The 26,612-nt window shown below is 37.7% G+C and carries 26 protein-coding genes, 1 tRNA gene and 1 riboswitch; of the genes, 3 read left to right on the forward strand and 24 right to left on the reverse strand.

Going from position 1 to position 26,612, the window contains the following annotated elements:
- Positions 1-249: 249 nt before the first annotated feature.
- The 7 genes from NST93_RS07860 to NST93_RS07890 form a co-directional block, all read right to left on the reverse strand.
- A complete protein-coding gene (locus NST93_RS07860; RefSeq protein WP_405102875.1) occupies positions 250-495 on the reverse strand; it encodes a glutaredoxin family protein in 246 nt (81 codons plus the stop codon).
- A gap of 3 nt (positions 496-498) precedes the next feature.
- Positions 499-1,779 (reverse strand): RNA polymerase factor sigma-54, encoded by a 1,281-nt coding sequence (gene rpoN / locus NST93_RS07865; protein WP_405102877.1) that lies wholly within the window; start codon positions 1,777-1,779, stop codon positions 499-501.
- Between the two features lie 269 nt (positions 1,780-2,048).
- Positions 2,049-2,975 carry a nickel transporter permease gene (nikC, locus tag NST93_RS07870; RefSeq protein WP_405102879.1) on the reverse strand — a complete coding sequence of 309 codons (927 nt, stop codon included), beginning with the start codon at positions 2,973-2,975 and terminating at the stop codon, positions 2,049-2,051.
- A gap of 12 nt (positions 2,976-2,987) precedes the next feature.
- Complete coding sequence (locus NST93_RS07875; RefSeq protein WP_405102881.1) at positions 2,988-3,989, reverse strand: ABC transporter permease; 1,002 nt, start codon at positions 3,987-3,989, stop codon at positions 2,988-2,990.
- A gap of 93 nt (positions 3,990-4,082) precedes the next feature.
- A complete protein-coding gene (locus tag NST93_RS07880) occupies positions 4,083-5,783 on the reverse strand; it encodes an ABC transporter substrate-binding protein (protein ID WP_405102883.1) in 1,701 nt (566 codons plus the stop codon).
- Positions 5,784-5,817: 34 nt separating this feature from the next.
- Positions 5,818-6,792 (reverse strand): ABC transporter ATP-binding protein, encoded by a 975-nt coding sequence (locus NST93_RS07885; protein WP_405102885.1) that lies wholly within the window; start codon positions 6,790-6,792, stop codon positions 5,818-5,820.
- Positions 6,770-7,783, reverse strand: a complete 1,014-nt coding sequence (locus NST93_RS07890) for an ABC transporter ATP-binding protein (protein WP_405102887.1) — start codon at positions 7,781-7,783, stop codon at positions 6,770-6,772. The genes NST93_RS07885 and NST93_RS07890 overlap by 23 nt, the downstream gene beginning before the upstream one ends.
- A 208-nt stretch (positions 7,784-7,991) precedes the next feature.
- On the opposite strand from NST93_RS07890, the gene NST93_RS07895 reads away from it, so the two are divergent.
- Entirely contained in the window at positions 7,992-8,405 is a 414-nt protein-coding gene (locus NST93_RS07895; protein ID WP_405102889.1) for a ribonuclease HI family protein, read from the forward strand.
- Positions 8,406-8,439: 34 nt separating this feature from the next.
- The gene (locus tag NST93_RS07900; RefSeq protein ID WP_405103798.1) at positions 8,440-8,922 is read left to right on the forward strand and encodes a shikimate kinase; all 483 of its coding nucleotides are present in this window, start codon (positions 8,440-8,442) and stop codon (positions 8,920-8,922) included.
- A gap of 48 nt (positions 8,923-8,970) precedes the next feature.
- On the opposite strand, the gene NST93_RS07905 is transcribed toward NST93_RS07900, so the two are convergent.
- A tRNA-Arg gene (locus NST93_RS07905) sits at positions 8,971-9,046 on the reverse strand.
- 464 nt (positions 9,047-9,510) lie between these two features.
- Here NST93_RS07905 and clpP point away from each other — a divergent pair.
- Positions 9,511-10,104, forward strand: coding sequence for an ATP-dependent Clp endopeptidase proteolytic subunit ClpP (gene clpP, locus NST93_RS07910; protein WP_405102891.1), 594 nt, complete (start codon positions 9,511-9,513; stop codon positions 10,102-10,104).
- 168 nt (positions 10,105-10,272) lie between these two features.
- Here the strand turns inward: clpP and NST93_RS07915 are convergent, their stop codons facing one another.
- The 16 genes from NST93_RS07915 to lgt form a co-directional block, all read right to left on the reverse strand.
- Complete coding sequence (locus NST93_RS07915) at positions 10,273-11,559, reverse strand: nucleobase:cation symporter-2 family protein (RefSeq protein WP_405102893.1); 1,287 nt, start codon at positions 11,557-11,559, stop codon at positions 10,273-10,275.
- Positions 11,556-12,143 (reverse strand): xanthine phosphoribosyltransferase, encoded by a 588-nt coding sequence (locus NST93_RS07920; protein ID WP_405102895.1) that lies wholly within the window; start codon positions 12,141-12,143, stop codon positions 11,556-11,558. Before NST93_RS07920 ends, NST93_RS07915 begins: the two co-directional genes overlap by 4 nt.
- 127 nt (positions 12,144-12,270) lie before the next feature.
- A riboswitch (purine riboswitch) is annotated at positions 12,271-12,372 on the reverse strand.
- A 218-nt stretch (positions 12,373-12,590) separates the two neighbouring features.
- Positions 12,591-12,731 (reverse strand): small, acid-soluble spore protein L, encoded by a 141-nt coding sequence (sspL, locus tag NST93_RS07925; protein WP_405102897.1) that lies wholly within the window; start codon positions 12,729-12,731, stop codon positions 12,591-12,593.
- 101 nt (positions 12,732-12,832) lie between these two features.
- The gene (locus NST93_RS07930) at positions 12,833-14,434 is read right to left on the reverse strand and encodes an acyl-CoA synthetase (RefSeq protein ID WP_405102899.1); all 1,602 of its coding nucleotides are present in this window, start codon (positions 14,432-14,434) and stop codon (positions 12,833-12,835) included.
- 179 nt (positions 14,435-14,613) lie between these two features.
- Complete coding sequence (locus tag NST93_RS07935) at positions 14,614-14,868, reverse strand: HPr family phosphocarrier protein (protein WP_405102901.1); 255 nt, start codon at positions 14,866-14,868, stop codon at positions 14,614-14,616.
- 297 nt (positions 14,869-15,165) lie between these two features.
- Positions 15,166-16,116, reverse strand: a complete 951-nt coding sequence (whiA, locus tag NST93_RS07940; protein ID WP_405102903.1) for a DNA-binding protein WhiA — start codon at positions 16,114-16,116, stop codon at positions 15,166-15,168.
- 27 nt (positions 16,117-16,143) lie between these two features.
- Positions 16,144-17,103 (reverse strand): uridine diphosphate-N-acetylglucosamine-binding protein YvcK, encoded by a 960-nt coding sequence (gene yvcK, locus NST93_RS07945; RefSeq protein WP_405102905.1) that lies wholly within the window; start codon positions 17,101-17,103, stop codon positions 16,144-16,146.
- Between the two features lies 1 nt (position 17,104).
- Positions 17,105-18,001, reverse strand: coding sequence for an RNase adapter RapZ (gene rapZ, locus NST93_RS07950; protein ID WP_405102907.1), 897 nt, complete (start codon positions 17,999-18,001; stop codon positions 17,105-17,107).
- Between the two features lie 338 nt (positions 18,002-18,339).
- On the reverse strand, positions 18,340-19,290 hold the full coding sequence (trxB, locus tag NST93_RS07955) for a thioredoxin-disulfide reductase (RefSeq protein ID WP_405102909.1): 951 nt from the start codon (positions 19,288-19,290) through the stop codon (positions 18,340-18,342).
- A gap of 80 nt (positions 19,291-19,370) precedes the next feature.
- The gene (locus NST93_RS07960) at positions 19,371-20,369 is read right to left on the reverse strand and encodes a tetratricopeptide repeat protein (protein ID WP_405102911.1); all 999 of its coding nucleotides are present in this window, start codon (positions 20,367-20,369) and stop codon (positions 19,371-19,373) included.
- Positions 20,370-20,474: 105 nt separating this feature from the next.
- Positions 20,475-22,136 (reverse strand): glycerol-3-phosphate dehydrogenase/oxidase, encoded by a 1,662-nt coding sequence (locus tag NST93_RS07965; protein WP_405102913.1) that lies wholly within the window; start codon positions 22,134-22,136, stop codon positions 20,475-20,477.
- 288 nt (positions 22,137-22,424) lie between these two features.
- Complete coding sequence (gene glpK / locus NST93_RS07970; protein ID WP_405102915.1) at positions 22,425-23,918, reverse strand: glycerol kinase GlpK; 1,494 nt, start codon at positions 23,916-23,918, stop codon at positions 22,425-22,427.
- A gap of 37 nt (positions 23,919-23,955) precedes the next feature.
- A complete protein-coding gene (locus tag NST93_RS07975) occupies positions 23,956-24,501 on the reverse strand; it encodes a glycerol-3-phosphate responsive antiterminator (RefSeq protein WP_405102917.1) in 546 nt (181 codons plus the stop codon).
- A gap of 1 nt (position 24,502) precedes the next feature.
- Positions 24,503-25,027, reverse strand: a complete 525-nt coding sequence (locus NST93_RS07980; RefSeq protein WP_405102919.1) for an acyltransferase — start codon at positions 25,025-25,027, stop codon at positions 24,503-24,505.
- Positions 25,027-25,665 carry a pyrophosphatase PpaX gene (gene ppaX, locus NST93_RS07985; protein WP_405102921.1) on the reverse strand — a complete coding sequence of 213 codons (639 nt, stop codon included), beginning with the start codon at positions 25,663-25,665 and terminating at the stop codon, positions 25,027-25,029. Before ppaX ends, NST93_RS07980 begins: the two co-directional genes overlap by 1 nt.
- A 64-nt stretch (positions 25,666-25,729) precedes the next feature.
- A complete protein-coding gene (gene lgt, locus NST93_RS07990; protein ID WP_405102923.1) occupies positions 25,730-26,611 on the reverse strand; it encodes a prolipoprotein diacylglyceryl transferase in 882 nt (293 codons plus the stop codon).
- Position 26,612 lies beyond the last annotated feature (1 nt).

The following is a 26,612-nucleotide window of genomic DNA, read 5'->3' on the forward strand; positions in this document are numbered from 1 at the left end:
GAATTCCGTCCCTCTCACGTTTTAATTATAACATAGGTGAATTATTTTACAACTAATTACTATCTAAGATTCAATAAATTCATATAAAAACCATCAAAAACTATCATATATTGACAAAAATAAAGTGAATCTCTTTATAAAGTTTATCTTTTTAATGAAAATCCTATTTTATAGAAATTATTTATTGTAAGAAAATTAAAAAAGGAATCAGGTAAGCTATATACCTGATTCCTTTTTTAATTTGTTTTTTTATGAAGCACGATGCTTTTTTAACAAGCTCTCCAGGGCATTGTAATTTAATTCCTCACAATTTAATTGTTCCCCATTTATTTCAACAACTGGTATTAATAGCTGGTATTCCTCCAGCCATGCATCATTAGAATAAATATCACGTTTTTCAACTGTATGAGGATATTCGAATGAAAATGCAGACAGTAAAGCTTCAGCTTCATCACATAATGAGCAGACTTCTTTTGTATAAAATATAATACGCATATTCTAAGTCACCTTCTTTCGTTTCACTGAGGATTCAATTCTTAATTGCTGACGATATTTCATTACTGTTCTTCTCGCAATTGCAAGTCCATAGTCAGCACTTAATTTCCTTTTTACTTTTTCATCTGAAAGCGGATTTATTTTATCTTCATTTTTTATAATATCATGAATCAAGCTTTTTAATACAATTGCCGCTACCTCTCTTTCTCCCTGCTTCAATCCGGACTGGAAAAAGAATTTAGCTGGAAAAACTCCGTGAGGCGTCTGAATATATTTATTAGTAATCGCTCTGCTGATTGTTGATATATGAAGTTTGAGCTCATTAGCTATATCATTTAGAGTCATGGGAACAAGGTGTAGTAAACCATTTTCAAAGAAATCAAGCTGCTTGTCTACAATTTTTCTAATCACCAGTTCTATCGTTGACGTTCGATATGCAATCACCTTTCTAATCCACTCGATTTGTTCCGTCTTCGCTTTTAGAAAATGTTCTGTTGCTTGATCTGCATGTTCAATATTCAGCTTATTATAAACAATCTTTGGAGCAGCCCAATTATAAAAGGTGATTTTCCATGATCCTTTATCTTTATAAACATTTGCTTCAGGAAAAATATATTCATGTTCTGACCGGCTAAGCAACTGTCCAGGTTTTGGATTACAGGATTGAATCATTTTATTCAACTGTGACAGTTCAATTTCAGTCAGTGAATACTTTTCTATTATCGTTTCATATTTATAATCAGCAATCCAGTCAAGATGCTCGAGCAGCAGCTCCTCCATATAACTCTCATAACCTGCCATTTCCTTTAGCTGCAATAATAGGCATTCCCCCAAGCTCCGGGCACCTATACCAGTCGGTTCCAGCTTTTGTAATTCAGCTAAAGCAATTTCAGTTATGTTAGTGGTTGTTCCGCAATTCTCTGCCCATTCTTCAAGTGAAATGTCCAAGTAGCCAGCCTCATCCAATGAATTAATTCCATATTCAACTACTTTTCTTAAATTGTTATGTAAATCAGACGTAATTAACTGCTCCTTCAATTGATCATATACACTTTTTTTGGAAGGGTTAATATCAGCAAATGATACGGTCTCCTCTGTTTTATATTTCGCAGGCCGGATATCAAAATCATAGATAACTTCTTCAATTAATGGGTTTTCTTTCGATATTTCATTAATATATTCATAGAGTTCCAGTGAAGTAAACTGCAGCATGTGAAGAGACTGGATAAGTGTTTGATTTATTTTTCTCTGAATCGTTTGCTGTTGAAATAAACCTTGTTTCATTTGAAGCAGCCTCCACTCGATTATGAATATCTCTTATATTGTCATTTAAATCATAAAAAAAGTTACTCTTCTGTCTTCACTTTATCATAAGTTATTTAACCTTTCAGCAGATGCAGCGGATTCCATCCCGCTTTTGTATAAAACCAAAAATACACTTCCAGGTTATGAAGTGTATTCTGAATAACAGACTCAACTTTCGCTCGGTAAATATTGTTTACATACCTTACACAGCAAAAGTTGAGTGATTATTAATATTTTCATCTGATTGTTTAATGCTTCATTTTTGGATCCAAAGCATCACGCAGTCCATCTCCAATTAAATTAAAACCTAATACAACTAATACAATAGCGACGCCCGGAACGATTACCGTCCATGGAGCGAGCTGAATGAAATCCCTGGAATCCGCTAGCATTTGGCCCCATTCAGGAGTCGGCGGCTGTGCCCCCAGACCTAAGAACCCCAATGCTGCAGCTTCTAAAATCGCAGTACCAAAGCCAAGAGTAGACTGAACAATAATGGGCGCAACACTATTTGGCAAAATATGCTGAAATATTATTCTTCCGTGTTTCATTCCTTGTGCTTTTGCAGCCATGATATATTCCTCTTCCCGCAGACTAATGACCCGCGAGCGGACAAGCCGCCCAAAAATCGGAATATTTATAATCGCAATTGCAATTAGAGCATTTTGCAGAGATGCTCCCAAAATTGCAACAATAGCAATTGCTAGCAAAATACTTGGAAAAGCCAATAATATATCAAAAATACGCGAAATAACCATATCTATCCAGCGGCCAAAATAGCCAGCAACAATCCCTAGCAGTGTACCAAATATTAAAGCACCAGTTACCGCAAAGAAACCAACCATGAGAGATACCCGTGCTCCATAAACAAGCCTAGTAAAAATATCTCTCCCTAAATGATCTGTTCCTAACCAGTAATCCGCTGACGGTGGTTTAAGACGACTGGCCAAGTCCTGTTCATAATAGCTATAGGATGTAAAAAGTGGCGCAATGATTGCAACTAGAATAAAAAAGACAATAATAGAGAAACCAATAATTGCAAACCGATTCTTGGCAAGCTGCTTGAATGTCTCTTTCCAAGGAGAAATAACTTCTATTTCTTCAGCGTCAACTTGCTGACCAGTTATCGCTGGGTTAGGTACGACTTGTTCCGCATTCTTTTCATCTATTTTCATTTGCACCACCCCCTAATATTTGATTCTCGGATCAATTTTTTTATATAGAATATCAACAAGCAAATTAATAATGACAAAGATAAAAGCAATTACCAGAATTCCAGACTGAATCACTGGATAATCCCGATAGTTTATCGCTTCATAAACATATCTGCCTACCCCCGGCCAGCTGAAGATTGTTTCTGTGAGAATTGCTCCCCCCAAGAGAACACCAGCCTGAAGGCCAATTACAGTCAAAACAGGAATCATTGCATTTTTTAATGCATGCTTATATATAACTAAAAATTGACCAGAACCTTTAGCACGAACCGTTCTTATATAATCTGACTTCATTACTTCAAGCATGCTTGACCTGGTCATCCGAGCAATAATCGCCATTGGAATCGTTCCTAATGCAATACTCGGCAATACAAGATGCTTAAGGGTGGTTAACATTCTCGGGAAATCCAAATGAATTAATGAGTCTAGTACGTACAAATGGGTTATTGCTGCAATCGGATCTCTGCTGTTCTGTCTGCCATAAGCAGGCAGCCAGCCAAGCTCTTGCGCAAATACCCACTGTTCCATCAAAGCCAGCCAGAATACCGGCATAGAAACACCTATTAAAGCAAAAATCATAGCTAATAAATCAAACCACGAGTTTTGTTTCCAGGCACTTATAATCCCTGCATTCACACCAACCACAATTGCAAATAGCATGGCAAAAAAGGTCAGTTCAAATGTTGCAGCTATATATGGCCAGATTTCTGATGATACATCTGCTTTTGACCGGAGTGAAGTACCCAAATCTCCTTGAAGCAAATCGAGAACATAATACCCATATTGTATAAGATAGGGTTCATTTAGCCCCATGGTAGCTTCTAAATTAGCAATTGCTTCTGCTGTTGCTGTTTCACCTAATATTACCTGTGCAGGATTTCCCGGGATAAGATGTACAATTGAAAATGTTATTAGTGTCATCCCTATTAATACTGGTATAAGCATTAATAAACGCCGCATAATATAGGTTACCATCTTCTCACCCTCATTCTAAAAAGGTATTTCAATCATTTTTATGACTAAAAATTAAGGGATAGCAGCAATAGACTACTATCCCCTTTTTTGTGTTTAATTCTGCAATTCTACCTCAGCTAAGGATTCACTTGTTGATGGATGTGGTACATAGTTTAGCACATTGCTAGTTGTTGCCATTACAGGTCGAGAGTGTACAAGCGTCACCATCGGTGAGTCTGCCGAAATAAGCTCTTGTGCTTTTGCGTAAAGTTCTGCGCGTTCGTCTTGATCCACCGCTCGTTTAGCAGCATCTAAAAGTTCATCCACCTCATCATTTTGGTAGAATTCACGGTTACTGCTTCCTACGTTAGAACCATGTAAAAGACTGCTTAAGAAGTAATCCGGGTCTCCATTTGTTCCAGACCAGCCAAGCATATAAAGCTGGTGCTCACCTTGTGATGTTTTCTCTAGATAAGGCGCCCATTCCTCACGCACTATATTTGCATTAATACCAACATCTGCTAAGTTGTTCTGGATAATTTGAGCAACCGTTTCAGGATCTGGCATATATGGACGTGCTACTGGCATAGTCCATAATTCAATTTCCAATCCCTCTTCAAAACCTGCTTCTGCTAGTAATTCACGTGCTTTATCTGGATTATATGCATAAGGCTCAACATCTTCGTTATACCCCAGATATCCTGGAGGCAACGGGTTTTTCGCTGTTGTTGCATATCCAGCATATAAAGCATCAGCGATTGCTTGTTTATCAATTGCATAGTTCACTGCATGCCGGAGCTCTACCTTATCAAACGGTTCTTTTTGTGTATTAAAGCCAAGATAACCAACATTATTCTCTGTTCTAGTTAAAAGTTCCAAGCCTTCTTCAGTTTCTACTGCTGCAGCATCATCTGGATTTAAACCATCCATAATATCGATTTCACCTGAACGAAGTGCAATTAAGCGCGCTGCATTATCTGGAATAACTTCAAAAATTACACGATCAAGCTTGGGAAGACCTTCGACGCGATAATCCTCAAACTTATCAAGAATAATTGAATCGTCCTTGCTCCAGCTGACAAATTTGAATGGGCCAGTTCCTACAGGGTTTTCATTAATTTTCGAGCCATATTCCTCAAGTGCAGCTGGTGAAGTGAGCGCAAAATAGCTCATCCCCATATTTTGAAGGAAAAATCCTAATGGCTGATTTAAAACAAATTGAATTTCATGATCATTTACAACATTAATTTCTTCAATTACATGTCCCTCATCACCCTTGAAGCCGCCAAACATTGTGCCATACATAGAATAAACATATTCTTCATCAGTGAAGGCGTATTCATGTTCAGGATCTGACCATCTTTCAAAGTTTGTTTTTACTGCTTCTGCATTAAAATCAGTACCATCATGGAATGTCACACCTTCTTCTAAATAAAATGTGTACGTAAGTCCGTCATCAGAAACATTCCAATCATGAGCTAATCCTGGTGTTAACTCAAAAGATTCTGGTTCAAATTCCAGTAACCCCTCAAGCACTTGCTTTGTAACACGTGATGATTCACCATCTGTTGTGCTCCCTGGGTCAAGACTCTCTGAGTCTCCACCTCTGGCAAATACTAATATTTGTTCTCCAGAAGCATTTGCATCGTCACCGCTTGCCTCATCCTCATTAGCATTCTCGTCTGTTTCTTCGGCAGCATCACCTTTTTCTTCCCCTGAATCATTCGTGTTAGCTCCACCATCACCGCTGCAAGCTGCTAGTACGATAAGAAATAGAGCCATGATAGCAGCAAATAAAGAAAAACGTATTTTCATAAAATTTTCTTCCCCCTTTTTTATTTTATTTATTCTACTGCTTTGCACCATGTAGGTGGCAAGCAACAAAATGATGATTGCTGACTGGTTCAAATTCCGGTCTTACTTTACTGCAAATTTCCATTGCGGCTGGACAGCGTGTATGAAACGCACAGCCAGTTGGCGGATTAGCCGGACTAGGTACATCACCCTTTAAAATAATTCTCTCTTTCTCAATATCTGGGTCGGGGTCCGGAACTGCAGACATCAAAGCCTGTGTATATGGATGTTTTGGATTCTCGTAAAGCTCTTCCTTATCTGCAAGCTCTACCATTCTCCCTAAATACATCACACCAACGCGATCACTAATATGCTTTACGACACTTAAATCATGGGCAATAAATATATAGGTTAAGTTAAATTCATCTCGTAAATCTGCCATTAGATTTAAAATTTGAGATTGTACTGAGACATCAAGAGCTGATACAGGTTCATCGCAAATGATTAGTTTAGGATTATTTGCCAGTGCACGCGCAATTCCAATCCGCTGCCTCTGTCCTCCGCTAAATTGATGAGGATATCGTGTCGCGTGATAAGTGCTAAGACCTACAACTTCTAAAAGCTCCTGCACTCTTTCTTTTCGTTCCTTAGCCGAAGTCATTCCATGCACAAGCAGAGGTTCAGCAATTATCTTTTCTACGGTATGCCTTGGGTTGAGTGAAGCATATGGATCCTGAAAGATAATTTGCATGTTTCTCCTCAGCTTCCGCATCTCTTCTGAAGAAACAGTGGTAACCTCATTCCCTTCAAACCACACTTCACCCTCTGTCGGTTCTATTAACCGCAAAATAGATTTCCCGGTCGTGGATTTCCCGCATCCGGATTCACCAACAATTCCGAGAATCTCTCCTTTTTTAACTTCGAAGGAAACATCATCAACCGCTTTAACTTCACCGATTTTTTTCCCTAAGACGCCTCCATGAATGGGGAAATACTTTTTTAGTTTTTTAACTTCTAGTAATGGTTGCATCCGCTATCCGCTCCCCTTCCTTGTCAGCATGTAAAAAGCAGCGACTTTTACGGCCATTTTCCAAATCATACAGAGCTGGATTTTCTTTAAAACAACGTTCAAAGGCAAATTCACAACGAGGAGCAAAACGGCAGCCAACTTGATTCATTTTAGGCCTTGCAACAGTGCCTGGAATTGAATATAACTTTTTATCCTGTTCATGCAGCTTAGGCAATGATCGGATTAGCCCCTGCGAATATGGATGCTGTGGATCTTTTAAAATTTCTCTTTTGTTTCCTTGTTCTACAACTTGTCCAGAATACATAACAACTACACTGTCACAAATGTCGGCTACAACGCCTAGATCATGTGTTATAAGTAATATGCCAGTATCCTCTTCCTGATTAATTTTCTTCATTAAGTCCAATATTTGCGCTTGAATCGTTACATCTAACGCAGTTGTTGGCTCATCAGCAATAAGCAGCTTTGGATAACTGGACATCGCCATTGCAATCATTACCCTTTGTCGCATTCCGCCAGACAGCTGGTGCGGATATTCTTTTACAATTTCTTCCGCACGCGGGATTCCGACTATTTTAAGCATCTGCACCGCTTTGTCAATCGCAGATTTTTTTGAAATTTTTTGATGCAGTCGAATTGCTTCCTGCATCTGATTTCCAATTGTAAATAACGGATTTAATGAAGTCATTGGTTCTTGAAAAATCATAGAGATTTCATTACCGCGGATTTTCTTCATTTTCTTTTCTGAAGCATTTGCCAGATTTTCACCTTTAAATGAAATTTCACCGCCAACAATTTTTCCCGGAGGTTGAGGAATAAGCTGCATGATAGACAATGAGGTAACACTTTTCCCACTGCCTGACTCCCCTACTATTCCAACAATTTCCCCTTTATGTACTTTAAGACTTACCTTGTCAACAGCGGGTATTTCACCGTGATCAGTGAAAAAGTGCGTGCTTAATTCCTTTAATTCTAAAATAACTTCTGACATTACATCCCCCCTCAAATTTAGTTAGGAATGACTCTGTGTAAATAATATACTGAATATTTATTAATATTGCAAGTAATAAAATATTATTTCGATTATTTATTTTCCTTAAATAAGAAAAATCTCTATATTCATTAAACTGCTTTCTTATATTTTTTTACATGAATATTAAAATAGCTTATACTACTTGTAATAAGGAGTGTGGAAACAAGTGATTGAGGTTTATACAGACGCAGCATCCAGCGGGAATCCAGGACCCAGCGGAATAGGTATAGTTATAAAAAAAGAGAAGGAGTTTCATGAGTTCTCCTTTCCAGCCGGCAATCTATCAAATCATGAAGCGGAATTTCATGCGGTAATTAAAGGGCTGGAGCTTTGCAATGAAAAATTTCCCAACGAAATTCTCTCATTCAGAACAGACTCTAAAATTGTCGTTGATACGATTGAAAAAAGGCATACAAAAAACAAAATTTTTCTTCCATTACTCGAGCGTATACAGGAATTAGCAGCCGATTTCCCCTACTTTTTCATTAAATGGATTCCGGAAAAACAAAATACTATTGCCGATCGTCTTGCAAAATCTATCGTACATAAAGAAAAAAACAATCTTTCCAGGGGGGAATAATTTGAATAAAAAAAGCATTATTCTCATAGGGTTTATGGGAGTTGGAAAAACGACAGTTGGCAAAGAAATAGCTAAGAAGTTAAATCGTGGTTTTATCGATATTGATAATGAGATTGAAAAAAGTTATGGCATGCACACTGTAGATATTTTTAAAGAATATGGAGAAGCCGAATTCCGAAGGGCTGAGAAGGCGGAGATTATCAAGGCTTGTGCAGCAACCAGCAAAATCATCTCAGTGGGGGGAGGTGCCTTCCTTCAAGAAGATGTACGCAGATTTTGCATGGATAATGCAACTGTATTATTCCTGCACATTTCTTGGGATGCATGGAAGGAAAGAATAAGTCTGCTCCTCGAAACACGACCTGTATTACAAGGAAAGAATCTTGACCAAATTAAAGAACTATTCAATGAAAGACAAGTAATCTACAAGGAACACCATCTAAAGATTAATATAGATTATCTAAATGTATTAGAAGCAACAGAAGCAATCGCAGAGGAACTGCCAAGAATTGAATAAATAAAAGACAAGGTTCATAGAAACCTTGTCTTTACTTTCGGTATTTAGCGCGCCCAGAGGGATTCGAACCCCCGGCAAACCTGGTACCGGAAACCAGTGCTCTATCCAGCTGAGCTATGGGCGCATCAATATATAATTTTGGCACATAGACTATTATAGCTGTTTCCAAGGATTCTTACAAGTCCTTTTCACAAGCATTTCTTATAACTCAACTTTCACATCAAAAATTGTTCTTAATCACCGAATGCCGTGATACTGAAATGCTTTGAATAGCGGGTTTAACAAACTTGAACAGGCACATAAAATCCCTGCGTCAAAATTGTCAGCAGTTTGTATCTGCTGCGGAGAATGACAGCCTGTTTAGTCGATTGCTGACCAATATTATAACGAAAGACGAATTTGCATGTTACTTATGCAAGAGTTAGGTTATAATTTATATTCTATTGTTTATAAAAATATAAATCGGGAATCCTTACACATAGTATATTTTTAAAAAATAGAGGTTTTACGTTTGACCTTTATTGACCAATCATATATCATAAAAATAGATTCAAAAGCATTATTAAAGTTAATAAGGAGGATTTGCAAATGAATTTAGTACCTACAGTTATTGAACAAACAAACCGCGGGGAACGTGCATATGATATTTATTCGAGACTATTAAAAGACCGTATTATTTTACTGGGAAGTGCAATTGACGACAACGTGGCTAACTCCATCGTTGCACAGCTGCTTTTCTTAGAGGCGGAAGATCCGGGTAAGGATATTTCGTTATACATTAACTCTCCAGGTGGATCTATCACAGCTGGAATGGCAATTTATGATACCATGAATTTCATTAAATCAGATGTTTCAACAATTTGTATTGGAATGGCCGCTTCAATGGGATCCTTCTTGCTTGCAGCAGGAGAAAAAGGAAAACGATATGCACTGCCAAACAGTGAAATTATGATTCACCAGCCTTTAGGCGGCGCACAAGGTCAAGCAACAGATATTGAAATTCATGCGAAAAGAATTATTGAAATCAAAAAGCGCATGAATGAAATCCTTTCTGAAAAGACTGGACAGCCATTAGAAGTAATCGAGCGTGACACAGAACGTGATAACTTTATGACTGCAGAACGTTCCGTAGAGTATGGCTTAATTGATAAGATTTTAGAACGTAAAGAAGATGAAAAGTAAGCGGAAATGATAACGCAAAAAAGCGTGGTACTTGTCATAATTTGACGAGTACCACGCTTTTTACTATTTACTCCATCCTCAAACCAAAGAAAAAGTTCAATTTGGAACTTAAACGACAAATGAAGTAAACAGCCTGAGAGCTGGGTTATTCATGCATTAAAAATCCAATCAAACTTCCTGTTCTTTTAATACTGGTTTCTCTTTTCTCGATGGAAGCATATGAAATACAATATTTAATACAATTGCCGTTACACTTCCTGCAACAATTCCATTGCTTGTTAAAATCTGAATACTGGATGGTAATTGTGAGAATAATTCAGGGACCACAGTTACACCAAGTCCCATCCCGATTGAACAAGCGATAATCATTGAATTCTCTGGAGAATCTGCAATCACTCTGCTGAGCATTTTAATTCCCTGTGAAATAACCATACCAAACATTGCAACCATTGCTCCCCCCAGAACTGCTGTCGGAATGATTGTTGTCAGTGCTGCTATTTTGGGGATGAATCCTAAAGCAATTAACATTACACCAGCTACAACAATGACTTTTCTCGCTTTAACTCCTGTCATCTGAATGAGACCAACATTTTGCGAAAATGCAGTATACTGAAAGGCATTAAAAATCCCTCCAAAGAAAATTGCAATTCCTTCAGCGCGATATCCCTTAGCAAGATCGTTCTCCGACAGTTTTCTATCTGTTATATCACCTAATGCGAAATATACACCTGTCGACTCTACTAGAGAAACAATAGCAACCAGCAGCATTGTAAAAATCGCTGGCCATTCAAATGTTGGCATTCCGAAATAAAACGGCTCCACCAAGTGAAAATACGATGCTTCCGATACTGCCGAAAAGTCCACTTTCCCCATGAACATAGCAGCCAGCGTTCCAACAACTAAACCAATCAGAATGGAAATCGAACGAATAAATCCTGAAGCAAATCTGTACAGTAAAATAATAAATAGCAACGTCCCGAATCCTAGGCCAATATTTGCAAAGGAACCAAAGTCACTGGCTCCTTGACCACCACCTAGATTATTAATAGCAACTGGAATGAGTGTAATCCCAATAATCGTTACCACTGCACCAGTAACAACCGGCGGGAAAAAACGTACTAAACTGCCAAAAAAACTGCTAATGAGTACAACAACAATTCCCGTAACAATAATTGCTCCATAAATTGCGGTGATTCCATACTCTCCGCCAATTGCAATCATTGGACCAACTGCAGTGAAAGTACATCCGAGTACAACTGGAAGACCAATCCCAAAAAAGCGATTTTTCACAACCTGCAATAATGTAGCAACACCACACATTAAAATGTCTATCGCCACAAGGTAAGTTAATTGCACTGAAGTCAGTCCAAGCGCTTCCCCTACAATTAAAGGAACGAGTATAGCTCCGGCATACATTGCCAGAACATGCTGAAATCCTAATGCTGCAGTTTTCATCGTACCGTTTCCTCCTCTTTGAAGCGTACCATTCCATTTTCTAATGAAGAAATAATTGCTAAAGATTCTACACGTATACCCCGTTCCCGAAATTGATTTCCACCATTTTGAAATCCTTTTTCAATAACAATACCAACTCCTGCAAGCTTGGCATCAGCCTGTTCGACAATATCAAGCAGCCCTAAAACTGCTTGGCCATTCGCTAAAAAGTCATCGATTATGAGTACAACATCCTTTTCTGAAAGATAATCTTTTGATACAGATATTTCATTTGTTTCTTTTTTAGTAAATGAATACACTTTTGCGGAATATAACTGATCAACTAGAGTGAGTGACTTGCGTTTTCTCGCAAAAATTACAGGTACTTTCAGCTCCAGTCCAGCCATCGTTGCTGGTGCAATTCCAGATGATTCAAGTGTCAAGATCTTTGTTATTCCACAATCGGCAAATCTGGCAGCATATTCCTTGCCTAAAGCCAACATTAATTCAGGGTCAATTTGATGATTTAGAAATGAATCTACCTTTAATACAGTGTCAGATAAAACCTTTCCTTCATTTACTATTTTTTGCTGCAATAACTCCATTTTAATCCTCCTCAGTAAATAAAAAAGCACGAACCTCGCTTCTACCATAACTATGATAAAAGCAAGCTTCGAGCTTAAATATTCGAAAAGAAGCAAAATAAAAGTTCACCAAAAAAGTGTTCTTTTCATTTGCAGCTGTGCTTTTCATAGTCAGTTTATTTACGGTAAACTGGTAGAAACTGTCAGGCCATATCCCTGTAATTATATGAAAAGATATATTAAATTTTAAAAGTTACTCGTTCTATTCCTTGCATAGCTCTATAAAACTAGTAACCTCTCCACATAAAAATAGAATAGTAATAGTATAGCATGTGCAGCAATGAATAAAAAGCAGAATACAATAATAAAATCATTCTTATAATTTAGATATTATCAAGATAGTGCTACCCTAAAAAATAGCTCCAAGCATCGAAATAGATGTTCGGAACTATTTTTAACTTATAAAACTTATATTTTGGTATTTTTCTTTTTTGCACGCTGTTCCAGCTGTGACTTTGGCTGTTGATCTGCTTCATCCTCTGAATATCCTTGGGGATTCACACTTGAGTTTACTCTCTTTTTACTCCAGCTGTCATTCTTTCTTGACATGACAAACCACCTCCATTAAATAGTATTTCAAATTCGTGTATTTTTATGTATAATGGGCGTTCATCCCTTAGCAGCAGAACGCCTCAATTACTAAATCATTTTTATTTCTCTGCTAAACCTTCATATTTATCTCGTAATGCCCTCTTCAATACTTTTCCACTTGGGTTTTTCGGAAGCTCATGTGTAATTTCTACATATTTTGGCACTTTATGCTTCGACAACTTCTCTTGGCAAAATTCAATGATCATCTCTTCCGTCAGTTTCGCTCCAACCTTTGGCACAACAATTGCTGTCACGGCTTCAATCCAATAGGCATCAGGGATACTGATTACAGCAACTTCAGTGACACCCGGCAATTGATAAATTGTCTCCTCAACCTCTCTGGAAGAAACATTAATCCCGCCGGTGTTAATCATATCTTTTTTTCGATCAATAATTGTAATATAGCCCTCATCATCCATTACACCTAAATCACTACTATGGAACCAGCCATTTCGAAAAGCCTCAGCAGTTTTCTCTGGCTCATGTAAATAGCCTTTCATAGCGTGTGGTGTACGATGTACAATTTCACCGATTTCACCGCGGGGAACTTCATTATCTTCGTTATCGACTATTTTTGTTTGAACATTTAAGGTTGCTCTCCCAGCAGAACCAAGTTTTCTTAATTGATCCTCTGGCTGAAGTGCAGTGGCTAGTGGCGCTACCTCCGTCTGTCCATAAAAATTCCAAAATTTTGCTTTTGGCAGGCGCTCAGCGAGTTCTTTTAAAATTTCCTTCGGCATAATCGCCGCTCCATAGTAGCATTTCTCTAAAGATGACAGGTCTCGTTTATCAAAATCTGGATGTCTTAATAACCCTATCCAAACCGTAGGCGGACAAAAAAGCAGTGTAGCCTTTTCTTCTTCAATCGTTTTTAAGATTAGTTCTGGACTGGATGCTGCCAGAATGATTCCACTTGATCCAAGATATATACTCGGTCCTAAGAAAACGTGCAGCTGTGCACTATGATATAAAGGAAGTGCATGAATTGCTACATCTTTCGCTTCCATTTTCCCATCAATAACACTGCTTACATATTCACTAATCAAATTCTTATGAGTAAGCATGACACCCTTTGGTCTTGATTCTGTGCCACTTGTATACAGAATCTGTACGACATCATCATCACGAAGGTCAGCTTCAACCAGTACTTTTGATTGTGTTTTTTGCACTTGCGATAATGGCTTCCATTCTCCATTTTTACCATAACTAGATACAGTATCCATCAAATAACGATATTTAATCTCTTGATTGCCAGCAGCTTGATCAAGAAGGTCAGCATACTCTTGGGATGCCAAGAATCCAACTGCGGCTGCGTGGTCTACAATATACTCTACATCTCCTCTATTGAGCATATAATTGATTGGAATCATTACCGTTCCAATTCTCGCGAGTGCAAAAGCTGAAATGACAAAATCAAGACTGTTTTTGGACATAACCGTTATCATATCGCCCTTTGTCATTCCGTCTGATAAAAATGCATTCGCTGTCTGATTTACAGCATAGTCAAGCTCTTCATAGGTTAATCTCCGGTCATTATACGCAAGTGCAAATTTATCTGGTGTTCTTTCTTTCGTCCGAGTTAAGAGGTCACCTAATGTATTTCTCCTCGCCCGCTCTAGCAGTATACCTAACTCACTTTGGACATTTGTATTACTATTCACCGTTACCACTCCTTCAATGACATAATGAGGTTTACCTTGTTGAAAATTCTATTTATTATTTTAATTCAGTTAACTGTAAATAACAAGTGCTGCCGATATTATGTTTACGGTAAAAATAAAAGGCTGTAAACATAAATTTATGTTTACAGCCTTTTACTGGTTTCTTATATTTTTTTATATTAACCTCTCGTCACGAAGGAGACTAAATGATTCATGGCAGTTTCTTCATCTGGACCATCGGCAATTATTTTGATCTCTTCACCGTTCGCTATTGCTAAGCTCATGAGACCCATAATACTTTTCGCATTTACCTTCTTCCCATCCTTCTCCAAAAATAAATGTGAAGAATAACGATTCGCCTCTTGCACAAATTGTGCAGCAGGGCGCGCCTGTAAACCAGTATCTAAGTCCACCTTTACTAAATTCTCTACCAACTCAACTCATCCTCCCTAAGATATAGAAAACGCTAACATTTAACAGAACCTGCATATTTTTATTTAATAATACATGCAGAAAAAAGTGCAGACAGCTCCAATCTCAGATTTAGACTAAAGCTGTGAAGTACTGCTTTCATTCTTCTATTTGCTAGTAATATTCCCATAATATATCCATTTAAGATTCATAAAAATGTTAAACAGCTGTTCTTTTCGTTGCGCAAATCAAAAATAATTTTCCAATTATCTGTATTATAGCATGAAAGAAATATAAATGAGAATAATTTATATTAATAATTAACTTTTTGCTGTAAACTCACCAAGCCTTATTTTATCGGCAAACTCATCAATTTTTTTCAAACGGTGATTTACACCCGATTTAGAAATTCTTCCATTTCCTACAAGTTCACCTAATTCTTTCAAAGAAACATCTTCATGCTCCATTCGAAGTATGGCTATTTCTTGCAGTTTTTCAGGAAGCTGGTCTAATCCTACTGTTCTTTCAATCAGTTTAATATTCTCAATTTGTCTAAAAGCTGCGCCGATTGTTTTATTTAAATTAGCTGTTTCACAGTTTACTAAACGGTTGACAGAATTTCGCATATCACGAACAATACGTACGTCTTCAAATTTAAATAATGCATTATGCGCACCAATTATACTAAGAAACTCGGTTATTTTTTCAGCCTCTTTAATATAGACAATATGTCCATGCTTACGTTCTAATGTTTTCGATTTTAAATCAAATTGATTCAATAACCCGCTTAGCGAAGTATTATGCTCCTCATGAAAATTAAATATTTCCAGATGATAAGAGGATGTTTCCGGGTTATTGATTGACCCGCCAGCCAGGAAAGCCCCACGCAGATAGGCGCGTTTCGTGTTTTCATCTGTTATAATTTCTGGAGATATGTTGCGAATAATCTGATGAGGTTCCTCGATGATTTTCAATTCATTAAGAAATTCAAACACATTTTTTTTCATTCTTACGATATAGACATTATTCTTTTTTAGCTTCATTTTTTTACGAACTAGAATCTCCAGCGGCTGCTCATAGTTATCTTTAATCAATGAATAAATTCTCCTTGCAATCGCAGCATTTTCTGTTTGAACATCTAAAGAATAACGGTCGCGTGAAAGGGATACAATTCCATTCATGCGTATGAGTGCAGCTAGTTCTGCCTTTTGCTCTTCTATATCCGATTCAATTGCCGTAAGTTCTTTTTTAATTTCTGAAGCAAAGGACATAATTTTTCCTCCTTTACTGTTTTCATATTAGTCGACTAGCAATGAATATAATAATTCCGCAATTTTATCATTGTCATGTCTTAATGCAGGATGCTGTTTATTAATAATATCCCCTTCGATTATTTCCAGCCCCAATGCAAGCAGCCGATCTGTATCATAAATAACAGGCTCTGCATTTTCTTCAGCATATTTTTCTCTGATTGCTTCTTGAATTTGCTCATTATGTACTATAATCGATTGAACAATTCCTCTGCCAATATGGCGATTAATTGCTTCTATATGATCTGAAGCAGTGTAACCAGTTGTTTCTCCTGCTTGGGTCATTAAATTACATACATAGACAATTTTTGCAGCAGTTTTCTCTAAAGCCTCTTGAACACTAGGCACAATCAGATTGGGCATAATACTTGTATATAGACTTCCTGGTCCCACAACAATTAAATCAGCATCGATAATCGCCTGTACAGCATGATTGAATGGCTTCACAGGCTGTGGGCTTAGAAATACATGATCAATTTTCTTATTGGAAAGCGGAATATTCGATTCGCCCGAAACAACAGTACCATCTTCCATTTTGGCATGAAGTGATAAATTCTCGGTGGAAATGGGATAAATTGTCCCTTTTACATTTAGGACACGTGAAATCTCTTTAATTCCATCATAAAAATCCCCTGTTACAGAAGTCATTGCCGCTAGCAGCAAGTTTCCAAGTGAATGTCCTGAAAGCCCGTTTCCAACTTGAAAGCGATGCTGAAATAATTCAATTAGCATCGGTTCTGCATCAGATAAAGCAGCTATAACATTACGGATATCTCCTGGAGCTGGAATCGCCATTTCATTTCTCAGTCTTCCAGTACTCCCGCCATCATCAGCAACTGTCACTATTGCAACGAGATCAATCGGCATATTCTTTAAACCACGAAGAAGTACAGGCATACCTGTACCGCCTCCGATTACGGCAACTTTTGGTTTCTTTGCGTGCTCCATCTTAATTTCCCTTTCTCTTATCAATATCACGGTGACTTACATGAGTGATGTAACCTTCAGACAAAGCCTTTGCAAAATGCTCTGCAATTGCTACAGAACGATGCTGTCCGCCTGTACATCCAATCGCGATAACAAGCTGGGATTTTCCTTCTTTTTTATATTGTGGCAGCATAAATTTTAGTAAATCTAATGTTTTATCAATAAACTTCTGTGTATCAGACCATTTAAATACATATGAAGAAACCTCTTGGTTTAAGCCCGTCAGTGGCTGGAGATGTCCTACATAATGCGGGTTGGGCAGAAAGCGGACATCAAATACTAAGTCTGCATCAATGGGCAATCCATATTTAAATCCAAAAGAAACCATATTTATTGAAAAGATTTCCTCGTGGTCTTCAGAATAGATTTTTAGAATTTTATCTCTTAATTCACGCGGCTTCAGATCTGTTGTATCAATGATTCTCTGTGCTCTGCCGCGCAATTCATCAAGTATTTCCCGTTCCTGGCTTATTCCTGTCAAAGGCAATCCTCCAACAGCGAGCGGATGAGAGCGTCTTGTTTCCTTATAGCGGCTGACTAAAGCAGTATCCTTAGCATCAAGAAACAGAATATGTTCCTTCAGCCAATCCTCATCATTCAATACATCTAAAGCTTCAAATAATGAATCAAAAAACTCACGGCCGCGCAAGTCCATGACTAAAGCTACTTTTGTTATATTATTTGTTGAATCCTTCATCAGTTCAAGAAATTTCGGCAGTAATGTTGGCGGCAAGTTATCTACGCAATAATAACCTAAATCCTCGAAACTTTGTACAGCTACTGTTTTTCCTGCACCGGACATTCCAGTTATGATAACTAGCCTTGTTTCGTCTGTTTGCGCTTTTTTCATGTCTGTCATTATTATCGCTCTCCTTTAAAGGATCCTATAATTGCTATTTGTTATAGAAACACTACACAATACGGTCGACCTTAATCTTCTATATTCCATTATACTATGAATGTGCAGAATCCAACAACTATCCGTTTCTGTGAATCAGACGTCCTGTCTCATTTAACAAATATATGGAATCATATGAATTTAGAGCAAAAAAAATGCACAGGTGATAGCAACCTGTGCAGAAAACTAATTTATCTATTAAAAGGGGGTCAATTAGTTATATATAGTGTACCCAATTATTGTTTCGAATGGATTACAGCAGCGTTAAAAAGCAATTACTTTTCGTAAATTTTTGCTTATTATTTTGCTGTATCAATTGTTTCAGATAATTGTTCCACATAACTAATAGCCTCTTCCGCTGCAATACTGCCGTCTCCAGTTGCAGTTACAATCTGTCTTAGCTTCTTCTCACGAATATCACCAGCTGCAAAAACGCCTGGTACCTTCGTTGCCATATTCTCATTTGTTACAATATATCCTTCATCATTTGTAATACCCAGAGAAGCGAATGGTTCACTTAATGGCACCATCCCAATATATGGAAATACCCCATCGGCTGCGAAGTCGTATTCTTCACCAGTTTCATTATTTTTCAGTGTGACACCGCTGACTTTCCCATCTGGACCTTTAATTTCAGTAACCGCAGTATTCCAGATAAATTCAACTTTATCATTGTTGAATGCTCGATCTTGAAGTATTTTCTGTGCACGTAATTCGTCACGGCGATGGACGATTGTTACTTTACTAGCGAATCGAGTCAGGTAAACCCCTTCCTCAACTGCTGAGTCTCCTCCGCCTACAACTACGAGATGTCTTTCTTTAAAGAAAGCCCCGTCACATACTGCACAATAAGATACTCCGCGCCCTGCAAGCTCTTCTTCACCAGGAATGCCAAGTTTTTTAAACTGTGCACCAGTTGTAATAATTAATGCTTTTGTCTTATATTCTTTATTTCCTGCAACAACTGTTTTATATGCTCCATTGTCAATTACTTCTTTTATATCACCATATGCATACTCTGCACCGAACTTCTTTGCATGCTCAAACATTTTATTTGATAAGTCAGGACCAAGAATATGATCATAACCAGGATAGTTCTCGACATCTTCGGTGTTTGCCATTTGACCGCCTGGAATACCTCTTTCAATCATCAGTGTCTCTAAATTTGCACGTGATGCATATACTGCGGCCGTCATGCCAGCTGGACCAGCACCTACTATAATTACATCATATACATGCTCTTCAGACATAGTTATCGCCTCTTTTTTAATTTAATCTAATTATAGCTTATAGAATCTTTATTCAATCGTCTAATATAATGCTCACAACATTATTTCCAAGGTGCATCATGGTCTTCAAGTGCACGGTGTTTTACACAGCCCTCTTTCCACAAGTCTTCAGCAACTTCGTGTTCATTACTATGAAAAGCTGCAATGCTGTACCATTTATAATAAGACAAGTGACCTCTCGCCATTCTCCGATTAATTTTGTTAAAACGCAGAAATGCTTCTTCGTAATTTCCTGTTTTCGCTAGGGTTACTGCCAGTTTTATTTGCTGATCTGAATGAATTGGATATACATTAAGTAATTTCTTAATCTTAACGCTGTATTCCTTTTCCAAATCCAATTCATAATAAAATAAGGCAAGATTCATATTACTTTGCAGTTCATGTTCTGAGTTTTCAAGGATTTCCTGCTCAATCTGAACAGCTTTTTCTTTCTGTCCAGTGTAGAACATTGCTTGGGCATAGTCATGTTTAACAATAAGATGTTCAGGAAAAAGCAGAAGCATCTCTTCAATGATTGGGATTGCTTTTTCCCAGTCATTATTTTCCATTAGATAAAAGACTGTCTCCTGATATTTTAATAAATCGTCCTCTTCCTCAAATAACCAGTCATCATCCAATTCATCCTCAAGTTCAAAGTCAATTAAATCAAGCAGCGTATATGCTTCTTCGGTAAAGTCACCATCTGACTCTTTTTCAAGATAAAGGTTCGCATATTTCGTTGCATCATTTAATAATCCTAAATGTGCATAATTATTAGCAAGCAAATAGTAACAATCCGTATATTCACTTGATTGAAGTACATTGTTCAACAATTGATTTGCTAAATGGTATGCTCCAATTTCTGTATATACAATTGACATCTGACAATTAAATAGCGGATTATCGGGTTGAGATTCGATCGCCTTTTTTAACCATTTCAATGAGAAATCAAATTTCCTCTTTTGAAAAGCCTCAACACCCTTTGTAAAGTAAAAATCTCCATCAGGAATAAACGGGAGAATATTATTTATTTTCTTTTGTTGTTTTTTCGCTTTATTCATTTGTCTACTCCTAAAATTGACATATGTTCTAGTATAACATATTTCGACTATAAAGGAATATGCCCATGTAAAAAGCAGAAAAACGTCTATTTTTATCGAATAAGCTTATGCAAAAGTTACTGCGTCGGTAAGCAATTGATCCAGTTCTTCGCGATAGTCTTCTGTTTGTTGTTCCGACCAAGCTAATCGCTCCGCCATAAAGCAGATAACCTTTTCTTTCGCTTGTTTGACCAAGGCAATATTGAAATATAAAGCACCTGTTCTTCTTACAAAAAAGTCACTCGGCTTATATGCTGCTTCGTTTTCGATTGCATATAAAAGTTCCGCGAAGATAATTGGATTAATTTCATATTTAGCTGCTTCTGTTTGATATTGTTCGTAATAATTAAACACTGTATCGCTATTTGCACCATAGGTTTGAATTAATTTGTTTGCATTGGCCTCATCCATACCAAGCTTAATTGCTTCCTTAAGCTTTAGTGCTTTGAATTCGTTGAAGCCTTTTGAGCCGCCAACTTCTCCACCTGATACAGGCAGTTTCTTTGTTGATGATGCACTGTACAGTACACCTATTTCTTCTTTAAACTGTTCAGCAACTACATCAATAATTTGTTCTGCCATTTTACGATAACCGGTAAGCTTTCCTCCTGCAATTGTAATTAAGCCAGAATCCGAAACAAATATTTCATCTTTTCGAGAGACTTCGCTTGGACTATTTTTTCCTTCTTCAGCTATCAACGGTCTTAAACCTGCCCAGCTTGATTCCACATCAGCTGTTGAAATCCCAAGATCAGGAAACATATAATCAATTGCCTTTAGGACATAATCTCTGTCTTCCTTTGTAACAAGAGGATGAATAATATCACCATCGTAAACTGTATCCGTTGTTCCTACATATGTTTTTCCCTCTCTTGGAATTGCAAATATCATTCGTTTATCTGGGGTATCAAAGTAAACCGCCTGCTCCAGAGGAAAACTCGACTTATCAAATACTAAATGAATCCCCTTCGTGAGCAACAATGTTTTTCCTTGCTTTGAACCATCTTTCTCTCTCAATTGATCAACCCAGGGACCAGAAGCATTAATAACTTTCTTCCCTTTGAACTCATATGATTTCTCTGTAATTTGATCAACCGCAATTACACCAACAACTTGATTGTTCTCATCATATATAAAATCAGCAGCTTTTACATAGTTTAAAGCATCTGCTCCCTTTTCTGCTGCCTTTTTCATTACCTCAATCGTTAGTCTTGCATCATCTGTTTTATACTCTACATAGTAACCTGATCCCTTTAAATCTTGCTTTTTAACTAAGGGCTCTTTTTCTAAAGTCTCTTGAATACTGAGCATTTTCCTGCGCTCTGTCCGTTTTACACCGGCAAGGAAGTCATATACTCTTAGACCAATATTTGTTGTAAACGGTCCAAGGTTGCTTCCTTTATGAAACGGCAGAAGCATCCATTCTGGCGTTGTAACATGTGGTCCGTTTTCATATACAATCGCTCGTTCCTTCCCAACATCAGCAACCATTTTCACTTCAAATTGTTGCAAATAACGCAGCCCGCCATGAATAAGCTTAGTAGATCGGCTGGAAGTGCCGCCTGCAAAATCCTGCATCTCAATCAACAACGGTTTCATCCCGCGCGTTACAGCGTCTAAAGCAATACCCGCTCCCGTAATTCCTCCACCTATAATAATGATATCAAACGTTTCTTTTTCGATATTTTCCAGTTGTTCTTTCCTATTTAAGCTTGATAATTTTTTCATTTAGTTCAGCTCCCTTAATTAGCTTTTATAATTAATCAATTGCTATACATTTTTTGGACTTTATAAATAAAAAACCGCAAAAGTGACTAATCAAATAAATGATTAGCTGCTTTTGCGGTTTCTCCATTTCTCCGTCCTTTTATTAACTTATTTTCAGTATAACACTAATCTGCATCTTTTTGTATTAATTTACTCAACTTGCACCAATTAATTGTTAAAACAGCTTGTATCGCAATACCAGAATTTAAAATTATCGGCAAAAACCATCGGTTATGATAGGTGAGTTATTTATTTAAACATTCTTGTTGCTTGTATTGCATTTTGCCAGCCTTGGTAAAGAGAATCACGTTCTTCTTGGTTCATTTCATTGGTAAAGTTCGCTTCTCTCTTCCACAGCTCAGCAAGCTCATCTTTATGCTTCCAAAAACCAACGGCTAAGCCTGCAAGATATGCTGCTCCGAGTGCAGTTGTTTCTTGGACAACCGGACGTTCAACGGGAACATCAAGCAAATTACTTTGAAATTGCATCAGCAGATTATTTTTTACTGCTCCACCGTCAACACGAAGTGTCTTTAGCTCAATCCCAGAGTCTTTTATCATTGCATCAAGCACATCTTTCGTCTGATAAGCAAGTGACTCCAATGTCCCTCGAACAAGATGTTCTTTTGTTGTACCCCGTGTTAAGCCAAATATTGCTCCTCGAGCATCACTATCCCAATATGGGGTTCCAAGACCTACAAATGCAGGTACCATATAAACCCCTTCACTCGAGGACACACTATTTGCAAGAATTTCAGTTTCCGGTGCACTTTCAATAAGCTTTAAACCATCACGCAGCCACTGAATTGCAGATCCTGCAACAAACACACTGCCTTCTAAAGCGTATTCAACCTTACCATTCATACACCAAGCTATTGTAGTAAGCAAGCCATGTTCAGAGGCAACAGCTTCTTCTCCAGTATTAAGCAACATAAAACAGCCTGTACCATATGTATTTTTTGCCATTCCTTTTTCAAAGCAGGTTTGTCCAAATAATGCTGCCTGCTGATCACCAGCAATTCCCGCAATGGGAACTTCGTGTCCAAAAAAGTGATAGTTGACTGTATGTGCATAAATCTCCGATGACTCCCTCACCTCTGGCAGCATGCTCTTAGGCACTTGCAGCATTTCCAAAAGCTCATCATCCCATTTGAGATCATGAATATTAAACATCATTGTCCGAGAGGCATTGGAATAATCAGTTACATGTACTTTTCGGCCAGATAGTTTATAGATTAGCCAGCTGTCAATTGTACCAAATTGCAGCTCACCTTTCTCCGCTTTTTCACGCGCACCTTCGACATTGTCTAAAATCCATTTTACTTTTGTCCCAGTAAAATAAGGATCGATGAGCAAGCCTGTTTTTTCTCGAATCATATCTTCATACCCTGCATCAGCTATCTCTTTACAAATTTCTTCTGTTTGTCTCGATTGCCAGACAATTGCATGGTAAATCGGTTTACCAGTAGTTCTATCCCAGACCACCGCTGTTTCCCGCTGATTTGTAATTCCTATCCCCGCAATCTGCTCAGGATTAATATCAGCCTTGCGCAATACCTCTGCTACACAAGCTAGTATCGATGTCCATATTTCATTTGCATCATGCTCTACCCAGCCGGGATGTGGAAAAAACTGTTCAAATTCATGCTGAGCAGACATGACGATTTCTCCTGACCCATTAAATAAAATGGCTCGCGAACTCGTCGTCCCTTGATCTAAAGCTAAAATATATTTCTCGCTCACCCAATCACCCCTGTATCAAATTATTAATTTTATATATTTAGAGAGACCATAGTTGTTTTTCCGATGTTGTTATCGCTGTCGCTCCTGCACGCAACGCAGCATTCACTTGCTCCTCTTTCTTTATCAAACCGCCAGCTATAATTGGGAGTTTGGTTACCTCATGAATTTCGGAAATCATATCCGGAATAAGGCCTGGCATTACTTCTACACAATCTGGCTGAAATTTTTCTACCAGCTTTATATTTTGATCCAATGCAGTACTATCTAAGAGGAATAAACGTTGGATTGCGAGCAGCTTATGCTTCTTAGCAAGCGCAATCACATTTCCACGTGTAGATAAAATTCCGTCCGGTTTCACCTCGTGGATTAAGTATTCCATGCCATATTCATCAGCCTTTAATCCTTGTATCAAATCAAAATGAAGTAAAATCTTCTTATTCTCCTGCCTCGTATACTTTACAATGCTTTTAAGCTGGGATACTCTCGATTCAAGAAAGACAACTGTGTCGTGATTGGATTGCAGCACTTTTTCAAAGTCCTTCATCCTTCGTATTGCCGGAATTACACCTGAAGGTATTTCCATTTTACTCATCCACCTTTTCAGCTATTGCACGCCGTTCTTGTTCTTCTCTTGTATAAATCACTTTCATCGGATTCCCGCCTACAAATGCTCCAGCAGGTACATCTTTATGTACTAGGGCCCCCGCTGAAACGGTCGCACCATCGCCAATTTTAACACCTGGTAAAATCGTTGTATTCGCCCCAATTAAAACCTCATCACCAATAATTACTTCGCCGATTCGATATTCCTTAATTAAATACTCATGTGCGAGAATTGTCGTATTGTAGCCAATAATCGTGTTATTACCTACTGTTATTTTTTCCGGAAACATTATATCTGGCATAACCATTAAGGCAAATGCAGTCTCTTTTCCGACTTTCATTCTTAAAAAACTGCGATACATCCAGTTTTTCACTCCAAGAAATGGTGTATAACGAGCAGCTTGAATGACTATAAAGTTTTTTACGACCTTCCAAAAGGAAACTGTTTTGTAAATTTGCCAGAGTGAATTTGCTTCCTTCACATCGAAACGCTCTGTTTTTCGCATCACTTACCATCCACTATCTGCAGAAGATCCGTCATATTCTCCAGCATAAAAGTTGGTTTATATGTTAATAAATGATCTCTTCCTTTTTGCGACCATGCAACTGCAGCTGTTTGAACACCAGCATTCTGTCCCGCAACTATATCGTGAAAATTATCTCCAACCATTAATGTGGAGTGAACATCTGCATCTAATTCCTGAATCGCCTTAAACACTGGCTCTGGATGTGGTTTAGGATTTGCCACATCATCAAAAGTTATAATCGAGTCGAAAAAATCCGTAATACCCGTATGCGCCAATCCCATATGTACTCCTTTTGCCATCTTGGTAGAAACAATTCCAAGCTTTATTTCCATACCTTCTAAAGCTTTTAGTGTTTCCACTACTTTGGGAAACGCTTCTACATAATTATCATGCTCAAGATGATTATGCGTCCGATATGTCTCTACCATCTCATTCGCTCTTAATGGATCAATCTTCATGAATGTATCAACAAGCGGCGGTCCATTAAACGCCACAATCTGCTCATCAGTAAAATTCAATTTAAAATAATTAAATGTATGTCTAAAGGAGGCCATAATTAATTGATTAGTATCTATTAAGGTTCCATCCAAATCAAACAGTATCGTACGAATACTCATATTCTCTTTCCTTTCCTTTTCAATCACTTTTCACCTTTACTAAAGTTCAAGAAACAACTAACTATTAACGTTTCTTTTTACTTTTCTTCGCATTTTTATTATGTGTTTTTTTCTTTTTCCTTTCAGGCAAATCAAGGTATCTTGCTGTTTCAGCGCCCGATTTACGTCGATAGATAATCAGGATAATTGCAAGAACAATAAGTGTTACAGACACCACCTGGGCTGTTCTTAAGCCTTCAATAATATACAGGCTGTCTGTGCGCAACCCTTCAATAAAGAATCGTCCTATCGAGTAAAAGATCAGGTAATTCAAGAATATTTCTCCACGCAATAAATTATATTTTCTCAATAAAATCAGAAAAGCAAAAACAAGGATGTTCCAAGCAGATTCGTATAAGAAAGTCGGGTGATACATGACACCGCCGATTGTCATTTGATTCATAATAAAATCTGGCAGGTATTGCAGGAAATTATTATACGCTGCTTCTGAAACTGGTCCACCATGCGCCTCTTGGTTCATGAAATTACCCCAGCGTCCAATTGCCTGGCCAAGAATCAAACTCGGGGCAATAATATCTGCTAGCTTCCAGAAAGAGATATTTCTTACACGCGAAAAAATAATCGCTGTAAGTACACCGCCAAAAACGGCCCCATGTATTGCAATTCCGCCTTCCCAGATGGCAATAACCTTCCATAGCGGTCCGTTAACATAACGGTCAAATTCAAAAAACACATAAAAAAGTCTTGCTGATATTATTGCAATCGGAATAGCAAATACAACAAAGTCAATAATTAAATCTCTTTTCCAGCCAAGTCGTTCTGCTTCTCTCATTGCTAAATAAATCCCTAATAATGCACCAGACGCTATAATTACACCATACCAATAAATCGTAAATGGCCCTATTTCCAACATTACACGGTCAAGTGGCTGCACAGTATAAATCAAA

The sequence above is a fragment of the Oceanobacillus sp. FSL H7-0719 genome (assembly GCF_045040795.1).
Lineage (GTDB): Bacteria > Bacillota > Bacilli > Bacillales > Amphibacillaceae > Oceanobacillus.

Bases quoted from the DNA above. Each gene is read 5' to 3' on its own strand.
- NST93_RS07900 (WP_405103798.1), top strand. From the start codon at position 8,440: ATGGGAGTTGGAAAAACGACAGTTGGCAAAGAAATAGCTAAGAAGTTA.
- ppaX (WP_405102921.1), bottom strand. From the start codon at position 25,665: ATGAGTATTCGTACGATACTGTTTGATTTGGATGGAACCTTAATAGAT.
- NST93_RS07960 (WP_405102911.1), bottom strand. From the start codon at position 20,369: ATGAATAAAGCGAAAAAACAACAAAAGAAAATAAATAATATTCTCCCG.
- yvcK (WP_405102905.1), bottom strand. From the start codon at position 17,103: ATGGAGCACGCAAAGAAACCAAAAGTTGCCGTAATCGGAGGCGGTACA.
- rpoN (WP_405102877.1), bottom strand. From the start codon at position 1,779: ATGAAACAAGGTTTATTTCAACAGCAAACGATTCAGAGAAAAATAAAT.
- NST93_RS07880 (WP_405102883.1), bottom strand. From the start codon at position 5,783: ATGAAAATACGTTTTTCTTTATTTGCTGCTATCATGGCTCTATTTCTT.
- NST93_RS07980 (WP_405102919.1), bottom strand. From the start codon at position 25,027: ATGCGAAAAACAGAGCGTTTCGATGTGAAGGAAGCAAATTCACTCTGG.
- NST93_RS07920 (WP_405102895.1), bottom strand. From the start codon at position 12,143: ATGGAGTTATTGCAGCAAAAAATAGTAAATGAAGGAAAGGTTTTATCT.
- whiA (WP_405102903.1), bottom strand. From the start codon at position 16,116: ATGTCCTTTGCTTCAGAAATTAAAAAAGAACTTACGGCAATTGAATCG.
- trxB (WP_405102909.1), bottom strand. From the start codon at position 19,290: ATGTCTGAAGAGCATGTATATGATGTAATTATAGTAGGTGCTGGTCCA.
- clpP (WP_405102891.1), top strand. From the start codon at position 9,511: ATGAATTTAGTACCTACAGTTATTGAACAAACAAACCGCGGGGAACGT.
- NST93_RS07915 (WP_405102893.1), bottom strand. From the start codon at position 11,559: ATGAAAACTGCAGCATTAGGATTTCAGCATGTTCTGGCAATGTATGCC.
- NST93_RS07885 (WP_405102885.1), bottom strand. From the start codon at position 6,792: ATGCAACCATTACTAGAAGTTAAAAAACTAAAAAAGTATTTCCCCATT.
- NST93_RS07975 (WP_405102917.1), bottom strand. From the start codon at position 24,501: ATGGAAATACCTTCAGGTGTAATTCCGGCAATACGAAGGATGAAGGAC.
- NST93_RS07965 (WP_405102913.1), bottom strand. From the start codon at position 22,136: ATGAAAAAATTATCAAGCTTAAATAGGAAAGAACAACTGGAAAATATC.
- NST93_RS07875 (WP_405102881.1), bottom strand. From the start codon at position 3,989: ATGGTAACCTATATTATGCGGCGTTTATTAATGCTTATACCAGTATTA.
- NST93_RS07890 (WP_405102887.1), bottom strand. From the start codon at position 7,783: ATGTCAGAAGTTATTTTAGAATTAAAGGAATTAAGCACGCACTTTTTC.
- rapZ (WP_405102907.1), bottom strand. From the start codon at position 18,001: ATGACAGACATGAAAAAAGCGCAAACAGACGAAACAAGGCTAGTTATC.
- sspL (WP_405102897.1), bottom strand. From the start codon at position 12,731: ATGTCAAGAAAGAATGACAGCTGGAGTAAAAAGAGAGTAAACTCAAGT.
- nikC (WP_405102879.1), bottom strand. From the start codon at position 2,975: ATGAAAATAGATGAAAAGAATGCGGAACAAGTCGTACCTAACCCAGCG.
- NST93_RS07860 (WP_405102875.1), bottom strand. From the start codon at position 495: ATGCGTATTATATTTTATACAAAAGAAGTCTGCTCATTATGTGATGAA.